This window comes from Pseudomonadota bacterium (assembly GCA_039033415.1).
Taxonomy (GTDB): Bacteria; Pseudomonadota; Gammaproteobacteria; order Xanthomonadales; family SZUA-38; genus JANQOZ01.
The window spans coordinates 43614-55829 of sequence record JBCCCR010000020.1; the positions used below are offsets into that span (position 1 = coordinate 43614).

Annotated in this window: 13 protein-coding genes; 5 read left to right on the top strand and 8 right to left on the bottom strand. The window is 62.0% G+C overall.

Going from position 1 to position 12216, the window contains the following annotated elements; all coding sequences use genetic code 11:
- The first annotated feature begins 22 nt into the window (after positions 1-22).
- The 3 genes from AAF358_16700 to AAF358_16710 all read left to right on the top strand — a co-directional run bounded on the left by AAF358_16700 (position 23) and on the right by AAF358_16710 (position 1968).
- Entirely contained in the window at positions 23-616 is a 594-nt protein-coding gene (locus AAF358_16700) for a uracil-DNA glycosylase family protein (GenBank protein ID MEM7707198.1), read from the top strand.
- A gap of 86 nt (positions 617-702) precedes the next feature.
- Complete coding sequence (locus AAF358_16705) at positions 703-1101, top strand: hypothetical protein (GenBank protein MEM7707199.1); 399 nt, start codon at positions 703-705, stop codon at positions 1099-1101.
- 171 nt (positions 1102-1272) lie between these two features.
- Positions 1273-1968, top strand: a complete 696-nt coding sequence (locus AAF358_16710) for an NAD(P)H-binding protein (protein MEM7707200.1) — start codon at positions 1273-1275, stop codon at positions 1966-1968.
- A gap of 16 nt (positions 1969-1984) precedes the next feature.
- Here the strand turns inward: AAF358_16710 and AAF358_16715 are convergent, their stop codons facing one another.
- The 5 genes from AAF358_16715 to AAF358_16735 form a co-directional block, all read right to left on the bottom strand.
- The gene (locus AAF358_16715) at positions 1985-3520 is read right to left on the bottom strand and encodes a M20/M25/M40 family metallo-hydrolase (GenBank protein ID MEM7707201.1); all 1536 of its coding nucleotides are present in this window, start codon (positions 3518-3520) and stop codon (positions 1985-1987) included.
- 33 nt (positions 3521-3553) lie between these two features.
- A complete protein-coding gene (locus AAF358_16720; GenBank protein MEM7707202.1) occupies positions 3554-4486 on the bottom strand; it encodes a 2OG-Fe(II) oxygenase family protein in 933 nt (310 codons plus the stop codon).
- A 58-nt stretch (positions 4487-4544) separates the two neighbouring features.
- Positions 4545-4943, bottom strand: coding sequence for a cupin (locus tag AAF358_16725; protein MEM7707203.1), 399 nt, complete (start codon positions 4941-4943; stop codon positions 4545-4547).
- A gap of 32 nt (positions 4944-4975) precedes the next feature.
- The gene (locus AAF358_16730) at positions 4976-6091 is read right to left on the bottom strand and encodes a prolyl oligopeptidase family serine peptidase (protein ID MEM7707204.1); all 1116 of its coding nucleotides are present in this window, start codon (positions 6089-6091) and stop codon (positions 4976-4978) included.
- A 102-nt stretch (positions 6092-6193) separates the two neighbouring features.
- Positions 6194-6646, bottom strand: a complete 453-nt coding sequence (locus tag AAF358_16735) for an Lrp/AsnC family transcriptional regulator (GenBank protein ID MEM7707205.1) — start codon at positions 6644-6646, stop codon at positions 6194-6196.
- Between the two features lie 102 nt (positions 6647-6748).
- Between AAF358_16735 and AAF358_16740 the strand changes: the two genes are divergently transcribed.
- The gene (locus tag AAF358_16740; protein MEM7707206.1) at positions 6749-7921 is read left to right on the top strand and encodes an indoleamine 2,3-dioxygenase; all 1173 of its coding nucleotides are present in this window, start codon (positions 6749-6751) and stop codon (positions 7919-7921) included.
- Positions 7922-7927: 6 nt separating this feature from the next.
- Here AAF358_16740 and AAF358_16745 read toward each other — a convergent pair whose 3' ends face one another.
- The 3 genes from AAF358_16745 to AAF358_16755 form a co-directional block, all read right to left on the bottom strand.
- The gene (locus AAF358_16745) at positions 7928-8368 is read right to left on the bottom strand and encodes an SRPBCC domain-containing protein (protein MEM7707207.1); all 441 of its coding nucleotides are present in this window, start codon (positions 8366-8368) and stop codon (positions 7928-7930) included.
- A gap of 140 nt (positions 8369-8508) precedes the next feature.
- A complete protein-coding gene (locus tag AAF358_16750) occupies positions 8509-10044 on the bottom strand; it encodes an MFS transporter (GenBank protein ID MEM7707208.1) in 1536 nt (511 codons plus the stop codon).
- Entirely contained in the window at positions 10041-10295 is a 255-nt protein-coding gene (locus tag AAF358_16755; protein ID MEM7707209.1) for a hypothetical protein, read from the bottom strand. Before AAF358_16755 ends, AAF358_16750 begins: the two co-directional genes overlap by 4 nt.
- Before the next feature lie 341 nt (positions 10296-10636).
- On the opposite strand from AAF358_16755, the gene malQ reads away from it, so the two are divergent.
- Complete coding sequence (malQ, locus tag AAF358_16760) at positions 10637-12199, top strand: 4-alpha-glucanotransferase (protein MEM7707210.1); 1563 nt, start codon at positions 10637-10639, stop codon at positions 12197-12199.
- The last annotated feature ends 17 nt before the right edge of the window (positions 12200-12216 follow it).

Consider the following 12216-nt stretch of genomic DNA (forward strand, 5'->3'; position numbering starts at 1 on the left):
TCCAGCGGCACCGGAATCCACGATGAACCCTGCTGATCAGTCCCTGCCCGAGCTGGTGAAATCTGTTCGAGCCTGCCGGCTCTGCGAGGATCATCTGCCCGAAGGCCCTAACCCGGTGCTCCAGATTGACGGGTCCGCCAGGATTCTGATTGCAGGGCAGGCGCCGGGACGCCGAGTGCACGAGAGCGGCGTCCCCTTTGACGACCCGAGCGGCGATCGCCTGCGAGACTGGCTGGGCGTCACCCGTGAGGTCTTCTACGATCCAACCCAGATCGCTTTGCTGCCCATGGGCTTTTGCTATCCAGGGACCGGAAAATCCGGCGATCTGCCCCCGCGACGGGAATGTGAGCCAGCTTGGCGGCCGGCCCTACTGCAGCATCTGACGGCGCTCAAGCTGACGCTGGTGGTGGGTCAATACGCCATCAAGTCTCACCTGCCCGATGTTAGGGGCACGCTGACGAACACCGTCCAACATTGGCAAGATTACGGCACGCGGCTGATGCCGCTGCCTCACCCCAGTCCTCGGAACAACATCTGGCTCAAGAAAAACCCGTGGTTTGAGGCGCAGCTGCTGCCCGAACTCAGACGGCGGGTCAGCGACGCGCTCGCCAGTTAAACAGGCGCAAGCATCGACCTTCGTAATTGTCCCTATGGACCGCACCAGCCGGGTGCCACCAAACTGAGGGTCAAGGAGAAACGTCTATGCGCTATCTCGTACTACTTTTCTGTCTGGTGGCGGTTGCGGCAGCCCAGGATGAGAACCTCGCCGACCACATGCGGGAGCACTTCGCCAGGGCCACCCAGGTGCAGTCCGCGGTGGTGTCCGGTGATCTTGCTGGCGTCGACAAGCACGCCCAGTGGCTGGCCGAGCATCCGTCCCCCGATGCCTGGTACGCCGGCTCCGAAGCGCTTGCCGAGGCGCCGCTGACGGCGCGCCAGGTGGTTGGGGAAGATGAGGTCAGCGCTGACTATCTGGCCGATCGTGTCCACACCCTCGGTCGTGAAGCCAGGCGAACGGCCAACGAGCAGAGCCGGGTCAGGCTTTATGGCCAGCTGCTCTCCACCTGCGCCGAGTGCCACAGCCTCTATCGCAACCGCTGACAGGACCGACGACAAACACCGTTTGCCGCGTCATCGTGGCGGTTGATCTCATTGCCAGGGTGTAAACGCTTTGTTCGTGAGACTCTCACGGACTTTCACCAGCGCGCCCAGGTTCCCATGCTGCTCACACATCGATTCGTGCCACTGCTTGCGCCCTTGGTTCTGGCTGTTTTGCTCCTTCCGATGGTTGCCACCGCTGCCGGCGAGCGGCTGCTCATCTACGGTGGAAGCGGACGGCTTGGCGGACCGATTGTCGAGGAGGCGCTTCTGCGGGGCTACCAGGTAACGGGCGTATCTCGCGATCCGGCGCGTCTGGTCGCGTTTGAGGGCCGGATCGAGATCGTCGGCGGCGACATTCTGGACCGCTCATCGCTCGGCAAGCTCGCAAGCGAGCACGACGCCGTAATCGTTTCCGTCGGTGGACGGCCGAGCGACCCGGATCCAGCTCAGTACATCGCTGCGCTCGCGGCCGACAGCCTGGTGGAAGCGCTTTCGTCACTGGGTCCGGCGGGGCCTCGGCTGATCTTTGTGGGCAACCTCTTCACGCTCAAATTTGAAGATGACAAGACGCTGCTCGAGCTCGGTCGGGTTGCGGAGGACCACCGAAATCACGCGATGTTTCATGGCCATCAGCTGGCGCTGGATCGATTCCGGGAGAGTCGAGGCGTAACTTGGACCGTCGCTTCACCGCCTAACGGCTTGCGCCTCAAAGGTCGCACCGGCGAGGTCCGCTGGGGTGGGGATGTTCTGCTCCGAGACTCAGACGGCACACCCTCCGGCATCTCCCGCGAGGACTTCGCATTCGCCGTACTTGAGGAGCTGGAACGCGAGCGTTACCTCAACGCCCGATTCAACGTCGCGCGCTGAGAGAGTTCCCAACGCCTTACTCGGGCGCGGCGCCGTAAGCGCTTAGCACCGCTGCATAGACGCCCACCGCATCAAACAGATTGGCCAGGCGCAGGTTCTCGTCTCTGCCGTGCTGATTGTTGTCGTGGTTGGCCACCGGCAGGATGATGATCGGCATGTCGAGCAGGTCTTCGAACAGATAGATCGGCAGGCTGCCCCCCATGGTGGGCGTGAGCAGCGGCCGCTGCTGGTCAAACGCCTCGACAATCTCGATGAGTTTCTCAGCCTCCGGACTGTCGAGCCGGGTGCGAAAGGCCCGATATCCTTTTTCGCCGAAATCCGCTTTGAGCAGCTTCGGGTGTTGGCGGCGTTGCCTCGGCGTCGGGTCGCTATCGATCAGGTGGTAGCCCTGATTCTCAAAGTGGGCGCTGAGGGCCCGGCGCACGCCGGCGACGGTTTGCCCGGGCGCCAGGCGCAGGTCGAGCGCTGCCGTTGCGCTGGACAGAATGATGTTGCGCGCCTGATTGCCAACGCCCCCAGCCTGGAATCCTTTGATGATGATGGCGGGCATCATCACAAGCTCCTCAAGCCGGCGGCCCTCACCCTCAAGCCGACCCAGCGCCAGCTCATCCTGAAGTCGGTCTTCGACCCGTGGCATCGCGGCGACGGCCTCTCTTTCGGCTTGGGTGATCGGCGTCATTTCGTCGAGGTAGCCGGGGACCAGAATGTTGCCGGCGTCGTCTTTCAGGGTGCTGAGCAGTCGGATGAGCGAGTCGGTCGGGTGTGGCGCCCAGTTGCCGTAGTGGCCTGAGTGCAGCGGTCGGATGGCGCCATAGGTGGTCAGGTTGACCGCCGTGTCGCCGCGGACGCCAAAAACCAGCTGACGGCGTCGGCTCTGGTGCATGGGGCCGTCACAAAACAGCATCAGGTCCGCGTCCAGTTCGTCGCCATGGGCCTCCAGGATGCCGCGGAGCGTCGGGCTGCCGAACTCTTCTTCGCCGTCCAGAAACAGCTTGATGTTGATGGACAGCGGCAGGTCGTTGGCTTCCAGCAGGTCGATGGCGTGCATCAATGCAATGACCGGCGCCTTGTCGTCACCGGCGGATCGCGCGTAAATGCGCCACTCGCGCGACAGGGGCCCCGCCAGCGCCTCCGTCCAGTCCAACACCTCGACGCCGCTCTTTAGCGTGGGCTTAAACGGCGGAGTCGCCCAGTTTGAAGGCAGGACAGGCTGACCGTCGAAGTGGGCATAGATCAGCACGGTTGGTAGATCATCGCTAACGTGCCGGCTCGCCAGCACGTACGGTGACCGGCCTGCCGTCACAACCTGGCTCTGAAATCCGCGTTGTCCGATATAGCGCTGAATCCACTCGGCGTTGGCCAGCATATCCTCTTGCCGGGTTGAGACGTTCGGCAGGCTGAGGAACGCTCGAAAGTCCTCCAGCATCTCCGCGCCGTGGTCATTGGGGTATCCATCCACGATTTCCCGCAGCGTAGTCAGGTCGTAGGCGAACGCCGGTCGGGCTGCGGCCAGCGTCAGAAGCAGCACGGCGATCGAGAGGAGTAATTTCATGGGCGATGCCTCAATGGTCGAGGTTGTGGCCGGTCAGGCGATTCGATAGTCGTCGATCTGGACTTCGCTACCGTAGTCCGCAAAGTCACCGTCAGCGCGGCGGCGGCGGAACTCTTCCCAGGTAAACGGCTGATAGTGGGCCTGCTCGCTGCTCAGCAGCTCCGGCAGCGGGGCTACCTGCGCGTTGTACGCCGGATTGAAGAAAAAAGGAATGCTGAATCGCTCCCGATCACGGCTGGGCAGGACCCGATGCAGCGGTGCCTTGAATCGATCGTTGGTCCAAACCTGCAGCATGTCACCGATGTTGATCACCAGCGCATCTCGCCTTGGATGCACGGGGAACCAGCGGCCGTCGCGATACACCTCAAGCCCTGGAACGTCATCCTGGAGGAGCAGCGTGATGCTTCCCGCGTCCGCGTGTGGGTGGATGCCGAGCAAGGGCAGACCATCGTCGCCCGGCTTCTTGGTCAGCGGGTAGTAGTTCAGGCGCGTGAAGCTCGTATGGGGTTTCCCATGGGCCTCCTGCAGGCGTCCCGATTCGGCGCCGAGCTGAGTTGACAGCGAACTCAGCAGCCGCGATGACAGCCGCTCCATGGCCGCGAACCAATCGAGCATGGCCTGCCTGAAGTCATCACGCCCGGCCGGCCAGCGGTTGGCGCCGGTAAAGGGCGTGCTGTCGGCAGCTGCTTCAACCGTAAAGTCGAAGACTTCCTTCTGGTCCTGGCGGTTTTTGGTGAGCTCCCGGTCGTACCAGCCCCAGGGGTTGTCGCGGCTGCGCCTGATGCTCGCCTTGTCGGGCTCGGGCAATAGAAAAAAGGATCGGGTCTCGGCCCAGACGCGGTTGATCAGCGCCGAGGTGACACCGTGATTGATGACCTGGAAAAAGCCCCAGTCACGGCAGGCATTGAACAAATCCTCTCCGGGGGCCGTCAGGTCGATGACCGGTACGCTCAATGTTTCGTTCATGGCGCTATCTTCGCGTATGGCGCTAGCCCGGTAAACGGCCGCCGGGCAGCTTCAGAAGCTATCTCGGGCGGTGTTCTGTGCCGATGCCGGAGGTAATGAACAGCGCGGTCGCCTCACCGTCAATATCGGCGGTATGCCAGACCCCTGGCGCGTTGATGGCGTAGTCACCCGGGTCCAGGTCGATCACAGCCGGCGCACCTTCGGGGCGTTCCTGCAGCAGCCTGAGCCGGCCCGTCACACAGACCACCAGTTCGCTGCCGTTAGGGTGCATCTCCCATTGGCTCCATGGCTGATCGAAGCGATGCATGCTGACCAGGCGCCCTTCGTTGCCGTCCGTCTCGTGGCGGTGAGCGTAAGCCTCATACCAGGCCATGTCGCCGGTAAAAGCGGGTTCTTGCAGCGCCGTTGCGCCCAGTCCCAGATGAACCGGGTGGTCAATAAGATTGGGTGCGGTCATGGGTTGTCCCTCCGTTTCAACGTCGACCCATTCTACGGCGCCAGGGCGGGCAGCGTGCTTTGGAAAAAAGCCAGTGCGTCAGCGGCGGTCTGTTTATGAATGGCGGCACGGTCAATGCCTTTCGGATCCTTGCAGAGTGTCTTGACGAAGAACCGACCCTTGAGACTGCAGCGAGCGAGAAAGGTGTAGTGGGCGACTCCGTCGAGCACCAGGAGCTGCGCGCCGGGAATCTGCGCGGCCAGCGGTTCGGCGTTGGTCGCTGGCAGCGCCTGCTGATCCTGACTGCCGACGACCAGTCGAACCGGAAGCTGGATTGCGGCCAGACTCTCGGGACCGAACGCGGGCGCCAGGACCGGCGCGAGAACGAATGCCGCTCGGATTCGCGGATCTCGAAAGCGCTCGTTTGAGCGGACCAACGAGGCCTTGGTCGCCGCGTCGTTTTCTGTCAGCGCTGTCAGCTCTTTTGTGGAGAGCCCCGCTTCGGGGGGCGGGACGCAGGACGGATTGGTTTCATCAAGTCGGCAAAATGCTTCCCATCGAGCACGATCTGTCACGGCACCGCTGAGGCTGAGGGCGGTATAGCCCCCAAGCGAAAAGCCCGCGACACCGATCCGAGCGGGATCGATGCGCAGCCCGAACCGCTCGTCTGCCAGCAGCTCATCGATCGCGAAGGACAGATCCAGCGTTCGCTCCCACCAGAGCATGAACCCCTGGGGCTGATAGGTTTCTTCGGCGGCCGTATTGCCGTGGTGGTTGACCGCCGCCACGAGAAACCCGTTGGCGGCCAGCGTCTCAGCCAGCCAGGAAAGCTGCAGCGCGGCGCCGCCGGTACCGTGAGAGAGCAAAATCAGCGGCAGCTTCTTATCGTATTCAGCGAGCGGCGCTCCGGGTGCGCTCCAACCCGCTCGAAAAACGCCGACCTCCCAGGGTTCCTGCTCGGCCCCTTCCATCGCTGGATACCAGACCGTTGTGCCCACCGGGCGCGGGCCTGACGTTGACCAGGCAGGCCGGTCGGAGTCGGCAAACGGCAGGTATGCGCGACCCACCGGCTGTGGGCGATCAGGTGGCTTGGAACAGGCGGTGACCCCAGCCAGCAGGCAGGCGCAAAGCAGCAGGGTGATCGATCCAAGCGAAGGTCGGTATGCCATAACGGTCCTGTCTGCGGAGATGCCTGCATGTTAGACGCGCGAAAACGGCGGATGTATCAAAAGGACATGGAAAGCGCCTGCTTCGCGGGGAAGCGTCTGCCGTCAGGCGCGTTCGTCTTTGGGGGACCCAAGACAAATGTAAGACGTGATGCTGTGCACCTGTGGCACCGTTCCGAGTACATCGCCGTGAAACTCTTTGTACGCCGCGAGATCTGCCACCTCAACGCGAAGCAGATACTCGACGGCGCCAGTTACGTTGTGGCATTCACGAACCTCCGGCGCGCGCGCCATGGCGAGTTCGAACGCGCGTGAATCCTTCTTCAGGTGTTCGGAGAGCCCAACCATCACAAAGATAGTGATGCCGGATCCCAGCGCCGCTCGATCCAACACCGCGCGATACCCCTGGATGACCCCCTGGCGCTCCAGCTCCTGGACCCGCCGCAGGCACGCGGAGGGCGAAAGCCCCACGCGATCAGCGAGATCGACGTTGCTGACTCGACCGTCTTTTTCGAGTTCTCGCAAGATATGTTCGTTGTAGCGATCTAGTTTAATCAATTGTTGCTATATAGGGTTCCTTAGTGCGTCATATTTCAACAAAAAAGCGCAGAGTTAGCACTAAAATTTCGTCATTAGGCTAACTGATGAGAGCTTGTTGCTATGAATACCTTTTCCCATGCTGATTTTCAGCTGTCGTCCGACCGAGGTTTTCTATCGCGCTTTGATCCGCAGGGGCAGGTGCTGCCGTCAAACCTGCAGCCGGTTCGTGACACAGCGCTGGCGTTGCCTTGGCTGCTGCCCACCGGACGTATCCGCACGCACGTGGAACGGCTCCCGGTTCTGGACCTTGAGGAGCTTTGCGCTGACGCCGAGCTTCCTCTGCTGCGGGTGGCGATGGTGCACTACGCGTTTCTTGCGCAGGCATATGTCTGGGGTGAACCCGCGGCGCCCCGGTCATTACCGGCATGCCTCGCCAAACCGCTTTGGTCGCTCGGTCAGGCGACGGGGCAGCCGCCGCTGCTAACCTATGCGCACTACGTGCTCGACAACTGGGCGCTGATAGAGCCGCAGCGTGGCTTCGACCTCTCGAATCTGCGCATGCTTCAACCGTTTCTCGGCGGCCAGGACGAAGCCTGGTTTGTGCTGATCCATGTCGCGATCGAAGCGCGCGCCGGAGCGATGATGGCCCGTGTTCCGGAGGTGATCGACGCTGCGGCCCAGGGCAATGGCAGCGGCGTGGAGGAAGGCCTGGCCGCCATGGTGCAGGTCTGGGACGACGTGAATGCAATCTTCGCGCGGACGCCCGAACGCTGCGATCCCTATGTCTATTTCCACCGCGTTCGCCCGTGGATACACGGCTGGAAGGACAACCCGGCCCTGGGAGACGGCCTGGTCTACGAAGGCGTGACCGACACTCAGGGCAAGCCACAGAGCTTCCGCGGGCAGACGGGCTCACAGTCGTCGATCGTGCCAACCATGGACGCGTTTTTGAATGTCGGGCACGCCAACGACCCGCTGCGCTCGTTCCTCGACGAGCTGCATCCCTATCGCCCGCCGGCGCACCAGCGATTCATCCACGAAGTGAAGGCTCGCAGCCGAGTCAGGGAGTGGGTGGCCGACGAGGGTTCGCCGCTGCATCGCGACCTCTACAACGCCTGCGTGGATCGCCTCACGCGTTTCCGGACCCAGCATCTGGAATATGCCGCCAGCTACATTGCGAAACAGTCCAGCCGCAGTACCGGTAATGATGTGGCGGTCGGGACCGGCGGTACACCCTTTATGAAGTATCTCAAGAAGCACCGAGACGAGGCTCGGGCCCACATGCTCTCATAGCGGGGGTTAGTTATCACAGTAGCCGGTTTGCCAGCTTCGTTCCGAGCTGTGGTTCCGTAAGTCCACACCGTGATCGACGGCGGCTTTCATCGCCAACAGCACCGACACCCAGCCCGGGATCATCTGATCCCTCATCGCGTCGGGGACTTCTGTTGCCGTGAGCTCAAGGTCGGTGCCGCCGCTACCGTCGTCGGTAAGCGTAAACGTGGTTTCGGTGCCGAAGTAGGTCACGGCAAATTTTGACGGCGGATCAGCGGCCAGGAGCCGTCCGGTGGTCGGCGGATGGTTCATGAAGTGGAAGGTGATCTCGCCGTTGCGCTCAACGGTTTCTTCCGCCCAGAAGCTGGACCGACCCCGATCGGTCGCCAGGGCCTGATAGACCGCTTCAGGTGCGGATCGGAAGTGCACTTTCCAGGCAATGGTACCCGGTGCTGCTTGAAAATCCATGGCGCTCCCGGGCCGTTGCCCAAGCGTTGCGTGGTCTCGCAGCTTGCAATACCGCCATCAGCAAAGCTAGCACGGCTGCTGCTCTGGATTGGGCAAACCGGGTGCCTCGACCGGCAGATCGGCCGGGGCTTGATGCTGGCTCAAGCAGGGTTGGCTTCGGGAACCGGATCGGCCGCCGGCTCTGCCTCGCGATCGACCAGCAGTGTTGCGCCGCCGGCAACGATCAGCAGCACGCCGCCAATGACCAGTCCATAGATGCTCTCGCCGTCAAAATACACCCGCAGCAGAAGCCCCAGAACGCTGGCCGCAATCAGCTGCGGGATCACAATGAAAAAATTGAAGATCCCCATGTACACGCCCATTTTCTCGGCCGGCAGCGCGCTGGACAGTAGGGCATAGGGCAATGACAGGATGGAGGCCCAGGCCACGCCAACGCCAACCATAGGAATCCACAGCAACGTCGGACCCTGAATCAGATAGAAGCTGAGCAGGCTGAGCCCACCTAACGATAGGTTTAGCACGTGACACCAACGACAGCCGAGACGGTTGGCGACAAAGGGTATGGCGATGGCCGCGAGTGCCGCAAAGCCGTTGTAGGCGGCGAACAGTACGCCGACCCAGTTGGCCCCTTCGTTGTAGAGCTCCGTGGTCGGGTCGGTCACGCCGTAGTGGTGACTGGTGACCGCGGCAGTGCCGTAGATCCACATCGCAAACAAGGCAAACCACGAGAAAAACTGCACCACCGCCAGCTGCCGCATGACTCGCGGCATGGCAAAAAGATCGCTGACGACCTGATACACGCCGTGATCGGTTTTGCCCCGTCGACCCATCGAAGCGGTCAGCAGCAGAACCGCTGCGAACCCCAGGGCCGACCCCGCGAGAATGTAGAGCTGCTTATCAAGGCCGCTGACGATAATCCAGGTTAGCAGCGCGGCGCCGGCAATCGCCCAGATCAGCGCCCGGGACAGATAATACGCCGGCGCCTGCAGCGATCGGCTTGCCGGTCGGGACCGAGGAGCCGCCTGCTCGAAGGCGGCAAGCTCCTCCGGACTGTACTCCCTCGTTCGCAGTACGGTCCAGAGAACGGCCAGCAGAAAGACGGCTGCGCCGAAGTAGAACGAGAGCCGAACGGAGTCGGGTACTTCACCCGGGCCGGCGCTGTTGCTGACGTCCAGCCAGTTGGCCAGGATCCAAGGCATGGCTGACGCCACGACGGCACCGACGCCGATAAAGAAGCTCTGCATGGCGAAGCCGACCGTGCGCTGCTTTTCTGGCAGCATGTCGCCGACAAAAGCCCGGAATGGCTCCATCGATACATTGATGCTGGCATCCATAATCCAGAGCATGCCCGCAGCCATCCAAAGCGTCGGCGAGTTGGGCATAAAAAAGAGCGCGATGCTGGCGAGGATGGCGCCGCCCAGGAAGTAAGGGCGGCGACGGCCAAAGCGGCCCCAGGTGCGGTCGCTGAGAAACCCGATGATCGGCTGCACCAGCAGGCCGGTAACCGGCGCCGCCACCCACAGAACCGGCAGGTCCTCAATGCTGGCCCCCAGGGTCTGGAAAATTCGGCTGACGTTGGCGTTTTGCAGGGCGAAACCGAACTGGATCCCGAGGAAGCCGAAGCTCATGTTCCAGATCTGCCAGAAGCTCAACGTGGGTTTTTGCCGTGAATTCATGGGGAGGTAGTGGTCTGTGGCTGGACAAGAATTTGATAGCCCCAGGCGGGCAGGTCAGCCGTTCTGCTGGCGGTCAGGGTCAGCAGCTGGCCGGAGGCGAAGTCCTGCCAGCCATTCACAAAAGGGCCGTCGGTCATCGTTAAAGACCGCTTTTGGTCGGAGTAATTGAACATGGCGAGTATGCGGTGATCACCCTTTGTGCGGGTAAAACTGAAGATCAATTTGGGCTCAGAGTTTACAACCTGGACCATCGGTGCTCCCCATAACGACGCCATCGCATTGTCCGGCAGGGCGGGCCCGTTGGCGATGGGAGGCGCAAAGAAAACTGCGGCATGGGCGTCTCGGCAACTACCTAATGCTGACGACCCTAGAAGGCGGGCCGATGAGTTGCAACGAGCTGAATACGTATTCAGGGCAGCATACGTATTCACGGGCTTGCTCTGGACCTCGCCCGTGGCTTAGCTTGCAACCATCAGGAACGCGCGCGATAACGCTCTGCCATCGTGTCCTACGACGGGCGGTTGTCGGTGTGGAACCGCATTCGGGAAATGCTAGGTGTAGCCGGACAACCGGCCTAAGAAGGAATCAAACCTTGTCCACCGCGGTCATTGAAGTGGAACCTGCCGGCAAGGCCATGTCGCCGCTTGCCGGGCGACGCAGTGCCGGCGTTTGTATGCATCTGTCCTCGCTGCCTGGGCAGCACGGTATCGGCGGCATCGGTTCGGGCGCTCGGAAGTTTGTCGATACGCTCCAGTCTATGGGGCTGAGCGTCTGGCAGTTCCTTCCTACGGGGCCGACGGCCTACGGAGATTCTCCTTACCAGTCGCTCTCGACTTTCGCTGGTAACGAAATGTTGATTGGGGTTGAAGAGCTGATCCAGCTTGGGCTGGTCAATGCCGGTGAAGCGGAGCCGCTGCGCGACCTGCCATCGGGCTTTGTAGATTACGGCGCCCTGATACCGATCAAGACGCTGCTGCTGGCGCTAGCCGCCGACCGTTTCGAAGATCGGGCGAGCGCTGAGCTAAGGCTGAAGTGCGATGAATTCGTTTCCGAAAATGACCAGCTTTGGCTTCACGACTACGCCCTTTATCGAATCCTAAAAAATCGCCACCAGCTAGCACCCTGGACGCAATGGGAAGCGGAGTTCCTGCGGCGCGAGCCTCAGGCCCTGCGGAGGATCGAACTGGAAAATGCCGACGAGATTGCGGCCATCAAGGTGACCCAATTTTTGTTCGACTATCAGTGGCAGGCTTTGCGGGAGCACGCAGCTCGCCGGGGCGTCGCGCTTTTCGGTGACATGCCGATCTACATTGCGCACGATAGCGCGGACGCCTGGGCTCATCCCGAGCTTCTCCAGGTTGATGCGCTTGGGCGGCCCCAGCAGGTGGCCGGGGTCCCGCCGGACTACTTCAGCGAGGATGGTCAGCTCTGGGGCAATCCGCTCTATGACTGGGATCATCACGCACGCACCGGCTACCGCTGGTGGATCGATCGTATTCGCCAAACGATGAAAACGGTCGATTTGGTGCGCATCGACCATTTCCGGGGTTTCGAAGCCTTCTGGTCGGTCCCTGCCGGCGCGAACTCGGCCCGCGGTGGCCGCTGGGTCAAAGGTCCCGGCGATGAGGTGTTCAACGCCATGCGTCAGGCTTTGGGTAACCTGCCCATCATCGCTGAAGACCTTGGAGTCATCACAGCCCAGGTGGACGAGCTGCGGCAACGGCAGAACATCCCCGGCATGAAAGTGCTGCAGTTTATGGTGGGTGAGGCCGACATGGACAGGTCCGAAATCGTGGAGGACTGCGTTTGCTATACGGGCACTCACGACAACGACACCGTTGTGGGGTGGTTCAACGGAGGCCCGGGTGACATCCGCACGCCGGAAGAAATCGAGGCATCCCGCTTGGCGGTGTTGGCCAACACCGGCGGTCGGCCTGATTCGATTCACGAAGATCTGATCAACTTTGCCTATTCATCGCCCGCCGCCATCGCGCTGGCGCCCATGCAGGACTACCTGGGGCTTGGGTCGGAGTCGCGGATGAACACGCCGGGCACCGCATCGAGCAACTGGCGCTGGCGACTGCAGCCCGGGCAGCTGTCGCCCGAGCTTATACAGTCGGTGGCTGCCAGAGTGACCGCGACGGGGCGCCGCTGAACGACTTGGCCCTGGCC